The organism is Halomonas aestuarii, from assembly GCF_001886615.1.
Taxonomy (GTDB): domain Bacteria; phylum Pseudomonadota; class Gammaproteobacteria; order Pseudomonadales; family Halomonadaceae; genus Halomonas; species Halomonas aestuarii.
In genome coordinates this window covers 1,122,338-1,139,670 of the sequence record NZ_CP018139.1, presented here as the reverse complement: position 1 = coordinate 1,139,670, position 17,333 = coordinate 1,122,338, and the positions used below count along the sequence as shown (strand labels likewise).

Below are 17,333 nucleotides of genomic sequence, written 5' to 3'. Positions count from 1 at the left end.
GATGTTCTTGGCGCGCCTTGAGCGCGTCGACCGACACCCTTTCACGAGGTCCCATGAATCCCACCATCGAGCTGCTCAAGTCCCACCGCTCCATCCGCAAGTTCACCGACCGGCCGGTCCCTCGCGAACTGCTGGAGGAGCTGATCCGCGCCGGGCAGGCCGCGGCCACCTCCAGCCACGTGCAGGCCTACAGCGTCATCCACGTGACGAACCCCGCCCACCGCGAAGCGATCGCCGAGCTGGCCGGCGGCCAGGGCTACATCGCCCGCTGTGCGGACTTCCTGGTGTTCTGCGCCGACATGAAGCGCCCTACCGAAGCCGCCGAGCGCACCGGCGCCCGGGTGGTGCGCGGCATGACCGAGCAGTTGCTGGTGGCCAGCGTGGACACCGCCCTGATGGCCCAGAACGTGGCCATCGCCGCCGAATCCGAAGGGCTGGGCATCTGCTACATCGGCGGAATACGCAACGATCCCCAGCAGGTCAGCGACCTGCTGGGCCTGCCGGACCACGTGTTCCCGGTGTTCGGCATGTGCCTCGGCTACCCGGCCCAGGAGCCGGACGTGAAGCCGCGCCTGCCGGTGGCGGCGATCCTCAAGGAGGACACCTACAGCGACGACCGCGAGCAGGTGGCGGCCTACGACGAGACCATGCATGCCTACTACCAGGGGCGGAAGGGCGGCAACAAGCAGAGCGACTGGTCGCGCAACCTCACTCCGCTGTTCGACACCAAGCTGCGCCCCCACATGCGCGAGTTCCTGGTCAAGCGCGGCTTCGAGATGAAGTGACGCCGCAGCACCACTTCGCCGATAGCCTGATCATGTCGCCACCCCAAAGAGAGCCCCGACCCCGGCGGTCAGTGCCATCGCCAGGGCGCCCCAAAAGCTGACGCGCACGATGGAGGAAACCACCGGGGAACCCCCGACTCGTGCCGCCAGCAGTCCCAGCAGCGCCAGAAACACAAGCGAGCTGCCAGCCAGGCCCCACATGAGCACTGACGCAGGAAGCAAAGCGACCATCAGTAGCGGCAGTGCGGCACCCACCGCAAAAGTCCCCGCCGACGCGAATGCGGCTTGCACGGGCTTTGCGGCCAAGGTGTCCGATATACCAAGCTCGTCTCGGGCATGTGCGCCAAGCGAGTCGTGCTCCATCAATTGCGTCGCGACGCTGCTGGCCAGTTCCTCATCGAGACCACGTCCAACGTAGATGGCTTTCAGTTCTGCGTGCTCCTGGACCGGACTTTCGGCTAACTCTCTTCCCTCCCGCGCGAGATCCGCGCGCTCGGTATCGGCTTGCGAGCTGACCGAGACATACTCGCCGGCAGCCATCGACATGGCACCAGCGACAAGGCCGGCCACGCCTGCTACCAGAATGGTCTGGGTCGTTGCGCCTGAAGCCGCTACGCCGAGGACAAGACTCGCCGTGGAGACGATGCCGTCATTCGCGCCGAGAACAGCCGCGCGAAGCCATCCGGTTCGTTGTGTTCTATGTCTTTCGGTATGCAGCATGCGTCATTCCTTTAGTGCGGAATCACTGACGATCAAGCGCACTCGCCGTCGAAGAAGGTCGGGGGGAGCGACGATTGCAATGTCACTCGCTGGGTCCTTCTGGCTCCCTGAGCAACTGGATCGCTGCCTGGTAGCGCTCGCCTACCTCCCGGCGGTCCTCGATTTCCGGCAACCCCTTGCCAGCCCCTCGGCTAATCATCTCGGCGTGGCGCTGGAGCGCGGCTCGGTCCTCGGCGCGATGTGCAGATTCCGCAACCACGGCAATCGTCTCCAGCAGGCGGATGGTCACGGCGGCACTGGTGCGGCCATATTGCCGGATCTGGTTGAACGCCGCGTCCGTGATCATCGCGAAGGTGACAGCAGGCGTAATCAGCCGAAGCTGATCCTGGGCGTCATGGCGATAAGGCGACGGCATGTCACGTTGCGCCAAACGAGACAATGCAGACCCCAAGTGGTCGACACACGCCATCGCCGTGAAGGGATCATTCACCCCGGGGGAGAGAGCCCGTACGGCAATCTCCACCAGTTGGTTGACCGAGCACTCGATGTCCTGCCGGGGACTCCGCTGGTTGCCCAGTGTAAAGGCGGCATGGATCTGCGCCGTGAGCTGGTCGGTCACCCGGTTGCCGGGCCAGACCAGGACCAGCGGTCGGTCGGCCACGACATAGTGTCCGGGCCCTCGTTCCAGCCGCAACACCACATCCTCTTCCATGGCCGACGCCAACAGGACGTCAGCGTCGATGAACTGAAGGTAGCCGTCCCCCACCGCATCAATCGGGTGAGCCTCCAGGTCGAAGGCGCTGAGGAAGCCGGCATCGGGCGGCTCGGCCGGAATCCGTGGAGCGCCCCGCCCGATCTGTTCCGGGAACAGGCGGTCGATCCCCTTGATCAATTCCCCACCCATTCGCGCAGCGACTTCATTGGCCTGGATGGAGACTGACACGTGATGGATGAAGTAGATCAGCACCCCCACGCTCGCTACCGCAAACACCACGCCGAGCGAGACCGACAGATGAGGGACGAACAAGACCTCCTCGGCATGTCGGAGCGTGCGGAGAACGAGCAGGCAGTAGAGGAAGGTAGCAACGAAGGTGCCGAGGACCACCTGGGTCGTGGTATCGCGCATGAAACTGTGCAGCAACCGGGGTCCCAGTTGGGACGAGGCGAGCGAAAGAGCCACCAATGTCATCGAGAAAACTACCCCGGCGATGGTGATCATTGACCCGGCGACGGTTCCCAGCACGGCACCCGCCCCTGCCGCCCCACCTGTGAACGTCCAGCCCCAGCTACGCTGGAACCAGTCCGTCAACGACGCATCAAGGGCCACGGTCACGAAGGCCAACGCCACCGCGCCCCCCGCCATGACGACAGGCAGGAACCAGAAGCTGGCACGAACGCGATCCCAGGACTTGAATATCTTCGCTCTCATAACCACGGCACCTCATCACTCGCAGATCCTCTGGGACCTGACGTCTGAGTCAGGAACAGCAAACTCCGAATGGTCATGCTGGATTGAAACAACGCCTCGTTATTCATGGGCAGGTCGCTCAGTAAGTCATTCTAATCGTCAGATCAGGATGTTGCCCATCGTACCAAAAGCTGATGGCCTGGAGTGAAGGTGCACTCATCGAGACTATTTTCACTGCTCAGCAAATGAACTGCCTTTGCGGCGAAGGGTGGTTCCTGAATCGTTGCATGCAAAACACGCGAGCCGTGCTGTTTAACACCTGGTTTTCTCATATATATTCAAACAAATCTCAGCACCTATTGGTTATCCTCCTCTTGAGTCAGCTTTTGATACACACCTAAGCCAATCACAAATAGAACGCCGACAAATATCAATAAGGTGGGATAAATCAACAAGCTGATATCTTTTTTTGCCGCTGCGAAAAGGTTGACCAATGATTCAAGAAAAATGGCAATAATAATGATTGTAAGAAACTTTACTAATGTTGCTCTCCGCGTAACATTTGTCTTGTTGGCATGGACATCCAAAACTTCTTCTTCCAATAAAAATTTGGATACATCAAAAACCGCCATTCCAATCACTATCAAGCCGATCGCATCGAGAAGAGCGGTTGCAAGTAAAGCTCTATCGTGGAATGAGGTCAGAATGTCAAAAATGGCATAAATGATCATCGCAAGACTGATGATTCCAAGAGACAAGCTGATGCATAGATACACAGCTCGACTGATTTTTTCCGTTAGATATTTCAGCTTGTTCACTGTTTCTCCTGATTTACAGTATTTTATGTATTTTCTTCATTGTCGACGAACAGTCGTTAGGCTGCGTGCGCGTTTATTATTTTAATTCAAGGGCTTGAATGCGCCGGCACGCTCAACAATGTTCTCTTGCGCGACCTCATGGCTGACGCATTGATATCAACATGACCTAAGTATAGCTCGGAAACCTGTGCAGGATTCGCGTGCGTCTGCGTGTTGCGAGAGCCAATAAGGCTGTCTGTATATTCATGTATCAAGATATCAACGCATGAAGGCATGGGCCCGCACCGCAGACCAATCAAGCTGATGGATCGAAAAGGCCACCAGCCGAGTAAAGCACATAGATGGGCCGCGAGGTCACGTGAAGTTGCAATGGGCGCCAGGCACGCTGCCGCTTTCCCGCCGACCCGGCCCGCCACGAGGCGGGCTATCGGCAGGAACTCGCTCAGGTACTGGCCGGGCCATCAGAATGAGGCGAAGAGAGTAAGGCCAGGGTGATCGAACGTTCACGGCAGGGGAGGACAGCATGCAGACCATCGGGCTCATCGGCGGCATGAGCTGGGAATCGACCCAGGCCTACTATTGCCTCATCAATCAGCAGGTGAGAGAGCGGCTGGGCGGCCTGCACTCGGCCAGGCTGGTGCTCTACAGCGTCGACTTCGCGGAGATCGAGGCCCTGCAGCACCGTGGCGACTGGGCGGCCACCGCCGAAATCCTCGTCTCGGCGGCCCGGGCGCTCGAGGCCGCGGGGGCGGACTTCCTCATACTCTGCACCAACACCATGCATATCGTGGCCCCACAGATCGAGCAGGCGGTCGCGCTGCCCCTGCTGCATCTCGCCGATGCCACGGCCAGCGTGCTGATCGAGGATGGCGTGACCCGGGTGGGGCTGCTGGGCACCCGGTTCACCATGGAGCAGGCGTTCTATCGCCAACGGCTCGAGGCGCGCGGCATCGAGGTACTGGTGCCCGGTGACGCGCAGCGGGAGGTGATCCACGACGTCATCTACCGGGAGCTCTGCCAGGGTGTGACGACGGCCGACTCGAAAGCCGCCTATCTGGGAGTGGTGGACGACCTGGCCCGGCGAGGCGCCCAGGGCGTGATCCTCGGCTGCACCGAGATCGGCCTGCTGATCCAGGCGGAGGATACCGAGGTACCGCTCTACGACACCACGGCCATCCATGCCGAGCAGGCGGTGCGACGGGCGCTGGGGCAGGGCTGACCCAGCGGAGCCGCCCATCCTGGCGATGTTGTTCCGTGGCGTTCACCTCCCATTTCCTCCCGATTATCGACAAGTCCGCCGGCTGGATTATCCTTGTTATACGGCGCCTTTTTTGACGGATATTCCTTTACTGGATCGGCAGGAATCGCGACTGATTCTGAGCATTATCCAGGCATTGTTTGACGTCATTATCATGACTGTAAACGATGATGATTGAACATGAAGGACTCATGGTTTTTCACGTTTTTTGGCCATGAAAAGGGTTGATGAATCTAGGGCGCCGGGGGCATCGAGTGGGAGATCTCACCTGCCGGTAGATGACTGGAGGACAGTAAAATGAACGCAGCAGAACACTTGAGAGCTTATGCGGAAGGCTGGACCAAGGGCGATGCCGATACGATCCTGTCGGCCCTGGCGGAGGACTATACGTTCGATGATCCGAATGTCGGCGTCGTCTCGAGGGATGGGTTTGCGGATTACCTCGCCGGGATGAAGGAGGCCATCGCGTCACAAGCCCAGGGTCGTGTTCCGGATCCCTTCATGGAGCTGACCGAGGTGCTCACCCGGGAGGAGGAGGGCGTGCTCACCGCGTCGTGCTGGTGGGCCGTCCCGGGCACGCAGATGAAGGGTGCCGGCCTGATCAAGGCGGACGCCAGCGGCGTGCACTCCGAGGTGATCACCTTTTACGCCAAGTGCGTGCGTGAGGGCAGCGATAGTCAGGCCAGCGCCACCCCCAAGGCCACTCCCGTGTCCTGGGGGTAAAGGAGCCGCTCACTCAGTCGCTTGCCAGGGCACTCGCCCGATGCGTTTTCGGGCTTACACCCCGCACCCGCTTGAAGGCCGTGCTGAACGCATAGGGCGTGGCGTAGCCGACCTTCTCCGCCACGCTGCCGACCGTCTCGTCGGGCTGGCAGAGCAGGTCCGCCGCCAGGGCCATGCGCCAGTGTTTCAGGAAGGTCATGGGCGGCTCGCCCACCAGGTTGTGGAAGCGTCGCGCCAGGGATGCCCGCGAGGCACCCGTCTCCAGGGCCAGGGCGTCCAGTGTCCAGGGACGAGCGGGATAGTCATGCATCAGGCGCAGCGCGCGCTCTACGATCCGGTCGCCCTGGTGGCGCCACCAGGCCGGTCGGTCGGCGTCCTGCCGGGCGAACCAGGCCTTCAGCACCGCGGTGATCAGCAGGTCGAGCAGGCGGTCGAGCACGGCCGCCTGCCCCGGCTCGTCGACGACCACCTCGTCGCACAGCAGCGGCACCAGGGGCGATTCCCAGTCGCGATGCGACAGCGACAGCACGGGCGGCAGCGAGCGCAGCAGGCGATCGCTGATGTCGCTCAGGTGCTCGTAGGCGCCGACGAGGAAGACCGTCTCGCCCCGGGGATCGTTGCCCCAAGTGCGCACCCCGTGGGTCATCGCCTCCCGCACGGAGCGGCCTTCCAGGTCGCAGCAGCGCTGGCCCGGGTGGATCACCACCTGCGGGGACATGGCGGGGGAGTGGGCGACGGTGTAGTGGTCCGGGGCCCGCGTCACGGCGATGTCGCCGGGGCCGATGCGCACCGGCTCGCCCTCGTCGGGCACGAGCCATGTCTCGCCCGTCACGCCGGCGATCAGCGTCAGGGGCGATTCGGCGACGATCCTCAGCGACCAGGGCGGGGTCATCACCGTGCGAAGGGTGAAGGCCCCGCGGGCCCGCGGGGCGTCCAGCAGTCCACCTAGCGTATCCATCGCACGATTATAGACGCCCGCGTATGAAACCGAGCGTCCCGCGCATGGTGGCTCAGCGCTGCCCTCCTTACGCTTCAAGGCGTCACCCACGCCCCCGGGCAGCCCCGACCGATCTCGAGGAGAAAGCACCATGAAGGCACCATCCATCACCCAGCAGGATCACCAGGGCGTCGTCCTCGTCCTGGGCGGCACCGGCAAGACCGGGCGTCGCGTCGCCGAGCGCCTCCAGGCCCGAGGCATCGAGACCCGCATCGCCTCGCGCTCGACGACCCCGGCGTTCGACTGGAACGATCCCAGCGGCTGGGAGACGGCCTTCGAGGGCGTCACGGCGGCCTACCTCACCTACGCTCCGGATCTGGCGATTCCCGGCGCCACGGAGGCGATCCGCCGCGTGGTGGACCTGGCCGTCGCCAAGGGCGTCCGGCGCCTGGTGCTGCTCTCCGGGCGCGGCGAGGAGGAGGCGCAGGCCTGCGAGCGGATCCTCCAGGCCGCCGAGGTCGAGTGGACGGTGGTGCGCGCGAGCTGGTTCATGCAGAACTTCTCGGAGGGCGAGTTCCTCGGCATGGTGCAGGCCGGCGTCATAACCCTGCCGGCGGGCGATATCCCCGAGCCCTTCATCGACGTCGATGACATCGCCGAGGTGGCGGTGGCCGCGCTGACCGAGGAGGGGCACGCCGGCGAGACCTACGAGGTCACCGGGCCCCGCTGCCTGACCTTCGCCGAGCTGGCGGGGGAGATCTCCCGCGCCGCCGGGCGCGAGGTGGCCTTCGTCCCGGTCCCCGCGGCCGACTTCGCCCGGGCCGTCACCGCCTCGGGCGCGCCCCAGGAGGTCGCCTGGCTGCTGAACTACCTGTTCGAGACGGTGCTCGACGGGCGCAACGCCTACGTGGCCGATGGCGTGCAGCGGGCGCTGGGGCGAGCGCCTGTCGACGTGACGGCCTTTGCCCGCCGCATCGCCGCTCACGGGAGCTGGCAGGCCGTGGGCGAGGAGGCGACCGCCTGACCCTGCTGGCCCGCGTCGCCGTCGTCCTGGCGATGCCGGGCTATACGCTGAGCGGCGGTGGCGTTCAGCCTTGGATATAGCGCAGCCGGGCATCCCGCCGGAGGCGGAAGATGGTGATCACATTGGTCACGAAGATCAGGCTTTCGGCGAGGGTGCCGCCGATGGAACCGGCCAGCACATTGCTGATGATCCAGCATAGCGCCGCTACGGCCAGGGCGGCGCGCATGGCGATGCCGCGCAGCATGAACATGCCCCAGCTGCCCAGCAGCCCCGCCGCCAGGGCCGGAATGTCCCTCGGGCCGCTCCAGGTCAGTGCCGCCACCGCCAGGGTGGCGGCCAGCATCGCCAGCATGAGCGCACGGTGGCGGGGAAAGCGGCGCACCAGGGCGATGCGCACCACGATCAGCGCCGAGATGCCTGCCGCCACCCAGCTCTCGAACAGCACGAACTGCGCGGCGAAGGCGACGTTGGCAAACAGCAGCAGCACGAAAAGCCTGTCGTCGCGCTTGCTGGCGAAGCCCAGCAGGCAGAGTGCCAGGGCCACCAGGCTGACGCCCTGGCCCAGCAGCCATCTCAGGCCGATCTCTTCCATGGAAGTTCCGCTGCCGAGGTGAAGGATGAGGAGAACCGCGCCATGCTAGCACGCCGGCCGGGCCGCCTGGAGGCGGGCGGTGGGCTTGCCCGCGAGCCTGCCAGGGCGGAGACTCGGCACGGCGCGGGCGGGCTGAGCTCCCGAGGGTTCCTGCTCCCCATTTTCCTGCTCCCCCACTTTCCTGCCACCCCTAGGAGGGCCGAACGCATGGCGAGCCACGCCGACCCCGAGCTGGTCTCGCGCCTGCGGGCGCTGCTGACTGGCCTGCCCGATGCGGCGGTGCCGATCACCTACCAGCAGGCCGCCGAGGCGCTGGGCCTCTCGCCACCGCGCACCATCCAGCGCGTCGCCCTGGCCCTGGAGGCGCTGATGCGCGAGGACGTCGCCGCCGGCCGGCCGATGATCGCCGCCCTGGTGGTCAGCCGCCGCGGCGACCTGCCCCGGCCGGGCTTCTTCGAGCTGGCCGTGGCGCTTGGCCGTTTTCCCGCCGATCCGGCGGGCCATGAGGCGGCCTATCGGCAGGAGCTCGAGCGGGCGCTTGCGCGGCGCGGATGATGCTGATGGACGGGCTGCCAAGTCACTGATAGGGTCGATATTGTATCGGTAGCACACACAAGGACTTGGAGGTGCCATGAGCCATACACCGCACGAACTGGCCGAAGAGTTTCCCGATCACGCTGAGCGCATCCACAACCTCAAGCAGTCGGATACCCATTTCGCGAAACTCGTCGAGGATTACCACGAGGTAAACCGGCAGGTTCACCGGATGGAGACCGAAGTCGAGCCGGTGGCCACCCACATCGAGGAAGACACTCGCAAGAAGCGCGTCGCCCTCAAGGACGCCATCGCCACCTACCTGAACGAATGACCGAACCGGCTCGCGGCTGAGCCGGTTCACGCGACACGCCGATCGCCCGTCACGCCACCATGGCCGGGACGGGCGATCGGCTTTTTTTCGTCACCTCGCCGGGGGCGGCATCGGGCATGACGGACCAGGCCAGCCAGGAAAGTGAGTATCAGGCGAGGCGAGGGCGTCGCGGACGAGCGCCCCCAATAAACGGCGACCAGGGAACGGCGTCCAGGGAAAGCGTTAGGGGAAAGGCGCCCAGGGAGGGCGCCTTAGGAGAAGAAGAGGCGGACTACTTGAAGCGGGAACGTGCCTTCTTGAGGGATTCATTCAGCGAGTCCCAGGCGTTTTCCACGCCCGACTTCATGTCTTTCCAGGCGCTATCGCTGGCTTCCTGGAGTTCGGTCAGCTTCTGCCTGGCGTCCTCCCGCTGTGCCTCGAGCCTGTCCATCTGCTTCTGATACTCGATGCGCGCATCGGCCTCGGCGGCATCCGCCTTGGCCTGGAGCTTGTCCATCTCGGCCTTCCACTCGTCCAACTGGGCCTGCAGCTTCTGCTCGTAGGCTTCTCTATCGCTATCGTTCATGGTGGCATCCTTCCAACGTGGGGGGGCATGCACCCTTGAGGGTAGTCCGTTTCAGGAGGACACGATATGACCTGCATGCATCGGGTCCCCGGATAGACCTTCGATGTAAGCGATTGGCCATCGGCGCGGGCTGGGTGGGCTGCTACGCTGTTCCCAATATTAGAAAAAACGACAGGGAACGATCATGGATGATGCCTCAGAGCCCAGCATCACGCTGCACCCGCATGCCCGCCGGATCCGGGTCGCCATCGACGACACCCTGCTGGCCGATACCACTCTCGCCATCGAACTGCGCGAAACCGGCTATCCGTCGCGGCAGTACATTCCCCGCGACGACGTGCGGATGGTCCCGCTCACGCCTTTCGAGACCGAGACCCATGGCCCCCTCAAGGGCAACGAAAGTAACTTCTGGTATTGCAAGCACAAGGATAAGGCGTGGAGTTACGGAAAGACTTGGAGGGGTGTTGGGCGGGTCAAGGGTGGGATGATTTTTTATAATGGCTATTAATGAGCTAAGAAACGTGATGCTTTTTGCTTTTATCATGTTTTATAAATCCCTCTTGTGTTTTTATGATGTGTGTAACTATGCAGTATATGATTTTCTTCTATACCGGAGGCTGATATGGCATTGGAGACTTTGACGGCTAAAAAGGCTATAGAACTATCTGTGCCTGTTGCTAATCGTATTTATAGAAGGTTTGTTTCTCCTTATGTAGAGAAAAAAATTCTTCATTTGATGAAATCTAAAGATGCTTATAGAAAATTTAAGTCTGGAGCAGAAGGGTATCTTGCAAACATCGCGGGGCAGTGCTCTGTAATAAATACTATAGCTTTTCAGAATGCTCCTAAAAAGCTAAGTGATCTCTATATGCCATTAACTGTTGTAGATTACTCAGATGGGAAAGAGATTGTTGTTGAGGATGGTCGAGATGTTTTTGATATGGGCGATCGTCTTCTGTTAGTAGACAATGCGGGAATGGGGAAGACCACCCTTTCGAAAAAAGTAGTTGTTAATGTAGTGGAGCATGAAATAGGAATCCCAATATTTTTTGAAATGAGGAAGCTTTCCGAAGAGTCCCTTGTAAGTCAGATTGGTAATAAATTGGGGATTCGTGAGGACGTGTGTGTTTCTGTGCTAAAAGAACTTCCTTTGATTTGTGTTTTTGATGGAGTCGACGAAACCCCGGATAAGCTTCAAGCGAAAGCTGTTGATGATATAAATGATTTCTCAAATAGTTTTCCGGAATCTAAAATAATAGTAACCTCGAGGAATGAAACGTATCTTCCAGAGTTTCACTCTTTTTCAAGACTTTCAGTCAGGAGCTTGAAGAGAGAAGAGGCTTTTGAGCTAATAAAGAAATATGACCCAGAGGAAGTTTTTTTCCATAAGCTGGTTAGAGATATAAATAGTAGTGGGAGGGAAGGTGTTCATGAGTTCCTAACCACTCCGCTATATGTGTCGTTGCTTTTTTGTGCGTATCGGCATAAATCAGTAGTCCCGAAAAAAAGGAGCTTGTTTTACTCGCAGGTATACGAGGCGCTTTTTGAGTCCCATGATTTAAGCAAGGAAGTGGGTTTCATTAGAGAGAAATATTCAAATCTGGACTCGGTAAACTTTCATGCTGTGCTTAGGCGCCTAGGTTTTTGGTGTTTGAAAAATGAGGGCAGGCTGAATTTCAGAAAAGACGAGCTAGAGATAACTCTTAAAGAGATCATCGATGAAATGGCAGAGATTTCTGTTTCCCCAAGCGATTTTGTTAAAGATCTTGTTTCAACAGTCCCGATTTTTGTAAAAGAGGGTGGGGTTATTGGCTGGTCGCACAAGTCTCTTATGGAATACTTTGCGGCTATGTTTATTTGCAATGATGTAAAGTCTCGCCAGGCGGAGTTGCTAGAAAAAATTTATGATGCTGACAAGGGAGGTAAGTTTCTAAACGTAATTGATCTTTGCTCTGATATAGACTATTCAGCATTTAAGTTCAGCATAGCAAAACGCGTTTTTGAAGATTTTTTGAAGCATTGTGAAAAGAGTTGCTCCGAAATAAAAAACAAAAGAATTAGTCGTGATGTTATTAAGGCCAGGAAAGGTCTCAGTTTTTCCAATGATGTAGAGTTTTCTTTTTGTTATATGAGAAACGAGTCAGATAGAAACTGGATTCGCGAACAAATTCAGCCTTTTATTGATGGCGATTTCACTAAAGATGTTATGATGAGCGGGCTTTCCTATGATGGAAAAAGTGTTCCTGTGTTTTTCTATTATAAGCAGGGTGTAGCAAGGAAGGTTTTTCCTGTAATAAAAAAAGTTAATCCAGAGTTGTTTGTGGAAGTCGACGATAGCTTTGATGCGCTCGCTAAAGATTTGCTGAAATCAACAATTAAGCGAAGGAAGGTTTATGAAGTGGTGGATGATCCTGGTCATTTAATAAATAATTCGGCAAATTTTGATACGGTGAACAGACTTTTGTATTTAAACTCCCCGTATGCGCTTGATGAGGATGAGGTTAAGAAGGAGCTTGATGTGATGTCAAAAGATGAAAGTAATGGGGTGGGGGCGCTATTAGAGGGATTTTGAGTCCATTTATTAAGAAAAAACGTATTTCCGTTGTTGGGGCGCAGGATATTTTTTTGATATTTTTATATGTACTTTTGAATCGCTTGTATCGATCAAAGTGAGTCAGGCGGGTGCTGGTTATGCCGCCGTAGGTCAGCACTATGTCACCATCGGGCTGAGGTGGCGGGCAACACCAAAGTGATGCCCCCGCCGCCACCTGATATCGGGCATTCGCGCGTCTATCAGTTCTGCATGGGAATGCCTTCTTCCCACCGGAAGCCGATGCCGCCGCCTTTCCAGACGCCTTCGCCGAGGGGATTGGGCCCCTGGATATTGACGTGCTGCGGCAGCCCGAAGCCGGGCGCTAGGTCCTGCATGCCGCGCACGGTGCTGCGGTGCATGATCCGCAGGCCCTGTTGCTCCACCGGCAGGTGCGCCTCGGGCGCGGCGCGATGCGCCACGGCGAGGTTGTCGATGAACACGCAGTCGTTCTCCTGATACTCGAAGGCCGTGGCGTAGCCGTTCTCCAGGCCGGCATTCAGGATGTCGTTGTACTCATGACAGAGCTGCGTCAGCTCATCCTCGTTCAGCAGGCGGAAGGCCTCCTCGTCGGGGAGCTTCTCGATCACCGCCCCCGTCATGCCCAGGTGCAGCCAGATGCACTTTCGCTTCGAGATGGGGTGCTCGTGCACCACTGGATGCACCACGCCCGAGGCGGAGTTCACCGAGGAGAGGCGGCTCCAGAACTCCTTCCGATCCTCCGGGAGGGCGTCATAGGCGGCCCCCTGGTGGGCGAAGTAGGTGCCGCCGCCTTTCTCGGCCGGGCGGATGATGTGGTAGCCCGAGTGCGAGAAGGTGTCCGCGTTGAAGCTGCCGTCGTTGTGCCACTGCGGGCCCACGCCGGGGATGCCGTGACGCTGATCGTTCGAGAGGCGGAAGATATGCGGGTTGTTACCCGGCGTGGCCGGGTGCACGCCATGGGTGCTGTGCAGCTCCTTGCCGCCCCACCAGCAGCTCGCGCGTAGGAAGTCGTCGGCGCTCAGCTGGGTGTCGTTCTTGAAGACGAGGAACCCGCGATGGGCCATTTCCTGTTCCAGGGCCTCGAGCACCTCGGCCGGCGGGGCCTCCTCGGCGGAGAGGTCGATGCCCTGCACCTGCGCCCCGACGGGATCCAGCGGGGTGATGGTGCCGCCGAAGGCCTCGATGGTGGCAACGCGTTGGGGATCCAGGGGCGAGAGCGTCGATTGGCGGGTCGTCATGCGGGCCTCCTGTGGTTCAGCACGTTGGCTGAGCTCGTCGATGCAAGAAGGATGACCGCGACGCGAAGGGCGTCGATGTGGCGGGGGCGCCCGGGCGGCGCCGTCATCCGAGCACAGGATGTATGTGCGGATCATGCTGACAGAGACGTTCCGCTTTTCCAAACGTGGGCCGGGCGCATCGCCGCGCCCGGCCTCGGCTGTCAGCTCATGAAGGGCTTCATGAGGTGGAGATCGTCATGACGTGGCCGTGCCGGGCCGCGCCTCCATCGGGGCGTCCCCCGGCGAGAAGCGGTAGCCCAGCAGCCGCATGGCGTTCAGCGTCACCAGCACCGTGGCGCCGGTATCCGCCATCACCGCGATCCACATGCCGGTGAATCCCAGCGCCGTGGTGACCAGGAAGACCGCCTTCAGGCCCAGCGCAAGGGCGACGTTGGTCTTGATGTTGCGCAGGGTGGCGCGGGACAGGTCGATCAGCTCGGCGATGCCGCTCACGCGGTTCTTGAGCAGCGCCGCATCCGCCGTCTCCAGCGCCACGTCCGTTCCGCCGCCCATGGCGATGCCCACCTCGGCGGTCGCCAGTGCCGGGGCATCGTTGATGCCGTCGCCGACCTTGCCGACCGGCCCCTGGCCGGCGGCCTGCCAGTCACGCACGCGCTGGGCCTTGTCCTCGGGCATCAGCTCGCCGTGCGCCTCGATCCCCAGCTGGTCGCCGATGGCCTCGGCGGTGCGAGCGTTGTCGCCGCTGAGCATCACGGCCCGCACGCCCAGCCGCGACAGCGCCGCCAGGCCCTGCCGGGCGTCGTCGCGCGGCTCGTCGCGAACGGCGATCAGGCCCAGTACCTGCTCGCCCTCGACCAGCACCGCGAGGCTCTGGCCGGCCTGCTCCAGCTCGACGATGCGGGCGCTCAGGTCGTCGGCGAGCGTCACCCGTTCGGCCAGATGGCGCGGGGTGATCAGGCTCAGCTCGCGCCCCTCGACGCGACCCGACACGCCGCTGCCGGCCAGGGCGCGGGTGTCGCTCGCCCGGGGCAGCGACAGGCCCTGCTGCCGGGCATGGTCGAGGATGGCCAGGGCGATGGGGTGGCTGGAGTCGCGCTCCAGCGCGGCGGCGAGCCGCAGGATCTCGCCCTCGTCCTGCCCGGCGCCCCAGCCTTCCACCCGTGTGACCCGAGGCGTGCCCGCGGTGAGCGTGCCGGTCTTGTCCAGCGCGACCAGCTTGAGCTTGCCGAGCTGCTCCAGCACCGCGCCGCCCTTGATCAGCAGGCCCCGCCGTGCGCCGGCCGAGAGCCCGGCGGCAATCGCCGCGGGGGTCGAGATGACCAGCGCGCAGGGGCAGGCGATCAGCAGCAGCGCCAGGGCGCGGTAGATCGATTCCGACCATGCCATGCCCGCGACCAGAGGTGGCGCCACGGCCATCAGCAGGGCCAGCCCCACCACCACCGGCATGTAGTACTGCGCGAAGCGGTCGATGAAGCGGGCCATCGGCGCCTTGGCCGCCTGGGCTTCCTCCACCAGCCGGATGACGCGGGCGATGGTGTTGTCCTCCGCGCGGCGCGTCACCTCCACCTCGAGGGCGGCATTCAGGTTCACGGTGCCGGCGAAGACGTCGTTGCCGGGGCCGCGGGAGCGGGGCACCGACTCCCCGTTGATCGGCGACTCGTCCAGGTCGGACTCCCCGGTCAGGATGCGCCCGTCGCAGGGCACGCGGTCGCCCGGGCGGATCAGTACCCGCTGGCCGGGCGTCAGCGAGGCGGCCGGGACCTCACGGGTCTCGCCCGCTTCCAGCAGCCTCGCGGCCGACGGCGTCAGGTCCGCCAGGGCCGAGATGCTGCGCCGCGCCCGCTGGGAGGCCACGCCTTCCAGCAGTTCGCCCACGGCGAACAGGAAGACCACCACCGCCGCCTCGGCGGCGGCATTGATGGCCAGGGCGCCCAGGGCGGCGATGCTCATCAGCATCTCGATGGTGAAGGGGTTGCGCTGCTTCAGCGCGCCCCAGGCGCCCTGCACGATGGGCACCAGGCCCACCACGGTGGCGGCGACGAAGGGCCAGTTGCCCAGCGCCGGCCAGGCCAGGCGCAGGGCGAACGCCAGCAGCAGCAGGCCCCCGCTGACGAGCACCAGGCGCCCCTTGGCGGACTGCCACCAGGCGGAGGGGGCGGCGTCCGGCTCGTTCGCCTCCTCCTCGCTGACGAGCCGATAGCCGAGCTCGTGGATCGTCTTCTCGATCACTGCGTGGGAGGGCGCCGAGTGCACAGGCGAGTGTGCGGAATAGTGCAGCTTCACCGACCCGGTGACCGAGCTGGCCGAGACCTCCGCGATGCCGTCCAGGCGGCCAAGGGCGGATTCGACCTTGCGCTCGCAGCCGCCGCAGTCCATGCCCTCGACGCGCAGCGTCAGGGTCGAGGCGGTGGCCGTGGATGCCGAAGCGGACATGGCGTGGCTCCTGAGATCGGGATGACATCTGAAGCATAATCCCTGTAGCAACTACAGGTTCAAGTCGTGGTCACAGGATCTGAGCGCTTCAAGAGAGCGTTTCAAGAGAGTGCTTCACGAGAACGCGTCACATCGAGCATCGAGGAGCGAGGAGATGTCGGAGACACGCCAGGACATCGGCATCGGCGAGCTGGCCCGTCGGGCCGGCTGCCTGCCGGAAACGGTGCGCTACTACGAACACGTCGGCCTGCTGCACGAGACCTCGCGGACCGAGGGCGGGCAGCGGCGCTACGGGGAGGAGGCCGTCCGGCGGCTGACCTTCATCCGCCATGCCCGGGACTTCGGTTTCTCGGTGGAGGCCGTGCGCGAGCTGCTGGCGATGTCGGACCGGCCCGACATGTGCTGCGACGAGGTCGATGCCCTCGCCAAGCACCACCTGGAGGAGGTGGAGTCGCGGCTGCAGCGGCTCTCCGCGCTGCGCGACGAGCTCCAGCGGATGATCGGCCAGTGTGCCGGCGGCAAGGTCGAGAGCTGCCGCATCATCGAGGTGCTCAGCGACCACCAGCTGTGTGACAGCGACACCGCCCACGGCGGGGCCTTTGATCTGGGCGAGCCACCCGCGGCCGCCGCCAGGCGGTCGTGACGTTGGCTCAGCGCGTCAACAGGCCCCGGGCGAACGCCTCGCCCAGGCGGTCAACGGCCACGGCCAGCTTCTCGTCGATGACGTGGAGGTACTCCGTCCAGTCGTCGATGTGGCGCAGCTCCGACTTGCCGTCCGAGATGCCGCGCAGCACGACCAGCGGCACCGCAAAGCGCGTGCAGGTGCGCAGGCAGGCATAGCTCTCCATGTCCACCATGTCGGCGGCGATGCCGTCATAGGCCGCGCCCGAGACGATATTGGCGCCGGTCGAGAGCGAGGCCTCGCGAAGGCCGGGAATCCGCAGCGGCAGGGGCAACGCTGCCGGCAGGTCGAGGAAGGGAGTGATGCCCTGCTCGAAGCCCAGCGGCGAGGCGTCCATGTCGCGGTAGGACACCGAGGTGGCCTGGTAGACCTCGGTCTGCTCCAGCGCCCGGCTGCCCGCCGAGCCCAGCGACACCACCAGGTCCGGCATCCGCCCGCGGCCCTCCAGCCCGGCCAACGCGGCGGTGAGCTCCACCGCCGCCTCCACGGGGCCCACGCCGGTCATGAAGGGCTCGAAGCGCTGCCTGAGGTGCGGGCCGTATTCGGACTCGGCCGCCATCACGAAGAGAATGTTCTGGCCGCCCAGCGCCGTCAGGGGCGCCGTGGCCCGTGGTGTCCTGCTCATCCCGAGAGTCTCCCGACGTCCATTGACGCCCCCATCATGGCGGCCAGGGGCCGGGTCGCCAAGCGCTGACATCCGGCGTTCCTCG

At 62.2% G+C, this 17,333-nt stretch carries 18 protein-coding genes; 9 read left to right on the top strand and 9 right to left on the bottom strand.

Features of this window, described 5'->3' with window-relative positions; all coding sequences use genetic code 11:
• Positions 1-53: 53 nt before the first annotated feature.
• Positions 54-785, top strand: coding sequence for an oxygen-insensitive NADPH nitroreductase (gene nfsA / locus BOX17_RS05130; protein ID WP_071942390.1), 732 nt, complete (start codon positions 54-56; stop codon positions 783-785).
• A 30-nt stretch (positions 786-815) separates the two neighbouring features.
• Here the strand turns inward: nfsA and BOX17_RS05125 are convergent, their stop codons facing one another.
• The 3 genes from BOX17_RS05125 to BOX17_RS17045 all read right to left on the bottom strand — a co-directional run bounded on the left by BOX17_RS05125 (position 816) and on the right by BOX17_RS17045 (position 3,731).
• The gene (locus BOX17_RS05125) at positions 816-1,505 is read right to left on the bottom strand and encodes a VIT1/CCC1 transporter family protein (protein ID WP_071942388.1); all 690 of its coding nucleotides are present in this window, start codon (positions 1,503-1,505) and stop codon (positions 816-818) included.
• A gap of 82 nt (positions 1,506-1,587) precedes the next feature.
• Complete coding sequence (locus tag BOX17_RS05120; RefSeq protein WP_071942386.1) at positions 1,588-2,934, bottom strand: DUF2254 domain-containing protein; 1,347 nt, start codon at positions 2,932-2,934, stop codon at positions 1,588-1,590.
• A gap of 335 nt (positions 2,935-3,269) precedes the next feature.
• Positions 3,270-3,731 (bottom strand): general glycosylation pathway protein, encoded by a 462-nt coding sequence (locus BOX17_RS17045; protein ID WP_208858096.1) that lies wholly within the window; start codon positions 3,729-3,731, stop codon positions 3,270-3,272.
• 523 nt (positions 3,732-4,254) lie between these two features.
• On the opposite strand from BOX17_RS17045, the gene BOX17_RS05110 reads away from it, so the two are divergent.
• Entirely contained in the window at positions 4,255-4,950 is a 696-nt protein-coding gene (locus tag BOX17_RS05110; protein WP_071942384.1) for an aspartate/glutamate racemase family protein, read from the top strand.
• Positions 4,951-5,286: 336 nt separating this feature from the next.
• Positions 5,287-5,712: a nuclear transport factor 2 family protein gene (locus BOX17_RS05105; RefSeq protein ID WP_071942382.1), complete on the top strand. Its 426-nt coding sequence runs from the start codon at positions 5,287-5,289 to the stop codon at positions 5,710-5,712.
• 13 nt (positions 5,713-5,725) lie between these two features.
• Here BOX17_RS05105 and BOX17_RS05100 read toward each other — a convergent pair whose 3' ends face one another.
• Positions 5,726-6,670 (bottom strand): AraC family transcriptional regulator, encoded by a 945-nt coding sequence (locus BOX17_RS05100; protein WP_071942380.1) that lies wholly within the window; start codon positions 6,668-6,670, stop codon positions 5,726-5,728.
• 130 nt (positions 6,671-6,800) lie between these two features.
• Between BOX17_RS05100 and BOX17_RS05095 the strand changes: the two genes are divergently transcribed.
• Complete coding sequence (locus BOX17_RS05095) at positions 6,801-7,673, top strand: NmrA family NAD(P)-binding protein (protein ID WP_071942378.1); 873 nt, start codon at positions 6,801-6,803, stop codon at positions 7,671-7,673.
• A 64-nt stretch (positions 7,674-7,737) separates the two neighbouring features.
• On the opposite strand, the gene BOX17_RS05090 is transcribed toward BOX17_RS05095, so the two are convergent.
• Positions 7,738-8,265 carry a YgjV family protein gene (locus BOX17_RS05090; protein WP_071942376.1) on the bottom strand — a complete coding sequence of 176 codons (528 nt, stop codon included), beginning with the start codon at positions 8,263-8,265 and terminating at the stop codon, positions 7,738-7,740.
• A gap of 207 nt (positions 8,266-8,472) precedes the next feature.
• Between BOX17_RS05090 and BOX17_RS05085 the strand changes: the two genes are divergently transcribed.
• Positions 8,473-8,820: a hypothetical protein gene (locus BOX17_RS05085; RefSeq protein WP_071942374.1), complete on the top strand. Its 348-nt coding sequence runs from the start codon at positions 8,473-8,475 to the stop codon at positions 8,818-8,820.
• Positions 8,821-8,896: 76 nt separating this feature from the next.
• Positions 8,897-9,133, top strand: coding sequence for an HP1242/YdcH family protein (locus BOX17_RS05080; protein ID WP_071942372.1), 237 nt, complete (start codon positions 8,897-8,899; stop codon positions 9,131-9,133).
• A 271-nt stretch (positions 9,134-9,404) separates the two neighbouring features.
• Here the strand turns inward: BOX17_RS05080 and BOX17_RS05075 are convergent, their stop codons facing one another.
• Positions 9,405-9,698 (bottom strand): sll1863 family stress response protein, encoded by a 294-nt coding sequence (locus tag BOX17_RS05075; RefSeq protein ID WP_071942370.1) that lies wholly within the window; start codon positions 9,696-9,698, stop codon positions 9,405-9,407.
• 184 nt (positions 9,699-9,882) lie between these two features.
• Here BOX17_RS05075 and BOX17_RS05070 point away from each other — a divergent pair, with 184 nt between their 5' ends.
• Positions 9,883-10,206 (top strand): DUF427 domain-containing protein, encoded by a 324-nt coding sequence (locus BOX17_RS05070; RefSeq protein WP_071942368.1) that lies wholly within the window; start codon positions 9,883-9,885, stop codon positions 10,204-10,206.
• A 114-nt stretch (positions 10,207-10,320) separates the two neighbouring features.
• The gene (locus BOX17_RS05065; protein ID WP_083582076.1) at positions 10,321-12,270 is read left to right on the top strand and encodes an NACHT domain-containing protein; all 1,950 of its coding nucleotides are present in this window, start codon (positions 10,321-10,323) and stop codon (positions 12,268-12,270) included.
• Positions 12,271-12,491: 221 nt separating this feature from the next.
• On the opposite strand, the gene BOX17_RS05060 is transcribed toward BOX17_RS05065, so the two are convergent.
• Positions 12,492-13,508 (bottom strand): TauD/TfdA dioxygenase family protein, encoded by a 1,017-nt coding sequence (locus BOX17_RS05060; protein WP_071942364.1) that lies wholly within the window; start codon positions 13,506-13,508, stop codon positions 12,492-12,494.
• Positions 13,509-13,742: 234 nt separating this feature from the next.
• On the bottom strand, positions 13,743-15,941 hold the full coding sequence (locus tag BOX17_RS05055; protein WP_071942362.1) for a heavy metal translocating P-type ATPase: 2,199 nt from the start codon (positions 15,939-15,941) through the stop codon (positions 13,743-13,745).
• A gap of 154 nt (positions 15,942-16,095) precedes the next feature.
• On the opposite strand from BOX17_RS05055, the gene BOX17_RS05050 reads away from it, so the two are divergent.
• The gene (locus BOX17_RS05050) at positions 16,096-16,584 is read left to right on the top strand and encodes a MerR family transcriptional regulator (protein WP_071942361.1); all 489 of its coding nucleotides are present in this window, start codon (positions 16,096-16,098) and stop codon (positions 16,582-16,584) included.
• 7 nt (positions 16,585-16,591) lie between these two features.
• On the opposite strand, the gene BOX17_RS05045 is transcribed toward BOX17_RS05050, so the two are convergent.
• Complete coding sequence (locus BOX17_RS05045) at positions 16,592-17,248, bottom strand: 5'-methylthioadenosine/S-adenosylhomocysteine nucleosidase (protein ID WP_071942359.1); 657 nt, start codon at positions 17,246-17,248, stop codon at positions 16,592-16,594.
• Positions 17,249-17,333: the final 85 nt, after the last annotated feature.

What these genes read in the sequence shown, in the direction of transcription:
- nfsA (WP_071942390.1), top strand. Translation starts at nt 54, where the DNA reads ATGAATCCCACCATCGAGCTGCTCAAGTCCCACCGCTCCATCCGCAAG.
- BOX17_RS05125 (WP_071942388.1), bottom strand. Translation starts at nt 1,505, where the DNA reads ATGCTGCATACCGAAAGACATAGAACACAACGAACCGGATGGCTTCGC.
- BOX17_RS05120 (WP_071942386.1), bottom strand. Translation starts at nt 2,934, where the DNA reads ATGAGAGCGAAGATATTCAAGTCCTGGGATCGCGTTCGTGCCAGCTTC.
- BOX17_RS05110 (WP_071942384.1), top strand. Translation starts at nt 4,255, where the DNA reads ATGCAGACCATCGGGCTCATCGGCGGCATGAGCTGGGAATCGACCCAG.
- BOX17_RS05105 (WP_071942382.1), top strand. Translation starts at nt 5,287, where the DNA reads ATGAACGCAGCAGAACACTTGAGAGCTTATGCGGAAGGCTGGACCAAG.
- BOX17_RS05100 (WP_071942380.1), bottom strand. Translation starts at nt 6,670, where the DNA reads ATGGATACGCTAGGTGGACTGCTGGACGCCCCGCGGGCCCGCGGGGCC.
- BOX17_RS05095 (WP_071942378.1), top strand. Translation starts at nt 6,801, where the DNA reads ATGAAGGCACCATCCATCACCCAGCAGGATCACCAGGGCGTCGTCCTC.
- BOX17_RS05090 (WP_071942376.1), bottom strand. Translation starts at nt 8,265, where the DNA reads ATGGAAGAGATCGGCCTGAGATGGCTGCTGGGCCAGGGCGTCAGCCTG.
- BOX17_RS05085 (WP_071942374.1), top strand. Translation starts at nt 8,473, where the DNA reads ATGGCGAGCCACGCCGACCCCGAGCTGGTCTCGCGCCTGCGGGCGCTG.
- BOX17_RS05080 (WP_071942372.1), top strand. Translation starts at nt 8,897, where the DNA reads ATGAGCCATACACCGCACGAACTGGCCGAAGAGTTTCCCGATCACGCT.
- BOX17_RS05075 (WP_071942370.1), bottom strand. Translation starts at nt 9,698, where the DNA reads ATGAACGATAGCGATAGAGAAGCCTACGAGCAGAAGCTGCAGGCCCAG.
- BOX17_RS05070 (WP_071942368.1), top strand. Translation starts at nt 9,883, where the DNA reads ATGGATGATGCCTCAGAGCCCAGCATCACGCTGCACCCGCATGCCCGC.
- BOX17_RS05065 (WP_083582076.1), top strand. Translation starts at nt 10,321, where the DNA reads ATGGCATTGGAGACTTTGACGGCTAAAAAGGCTATAGAACTATCTGTG.
- BOX17_RS05060 (WP_071942364.1), bottom strand. Translation starts at nt 13,508, where the DNA reads ATGACGACCCGCCAATCGACGCTCTCGCCCCTGGATCCCCAACGCGTT.
- BOX17_RS05055 (WP_071942362.1), bottom strand. Translation starts at nt 15,941, where the DNA reads ATGTCCGCTTCGGCATCCACGGCCACCGCCTCGACCCTGACGCTGCGC.
- BOX17_RS05050 (WP_071942361.1), top strand. Translation starts at nt 16,096, where the DNA reads ATGTCGGAGACACGCCAGGACATCGGCATCGGCGAGCTGGCCCGTCGG.
- BOX17_RS05045 (WP_071942359.1), bottom strand. Translation starts at nt 17,248, where the DNA reads ATGAGCAGGACACCACGGGCCACGGCGCCCCTGACGGCGCTGGGCGGC.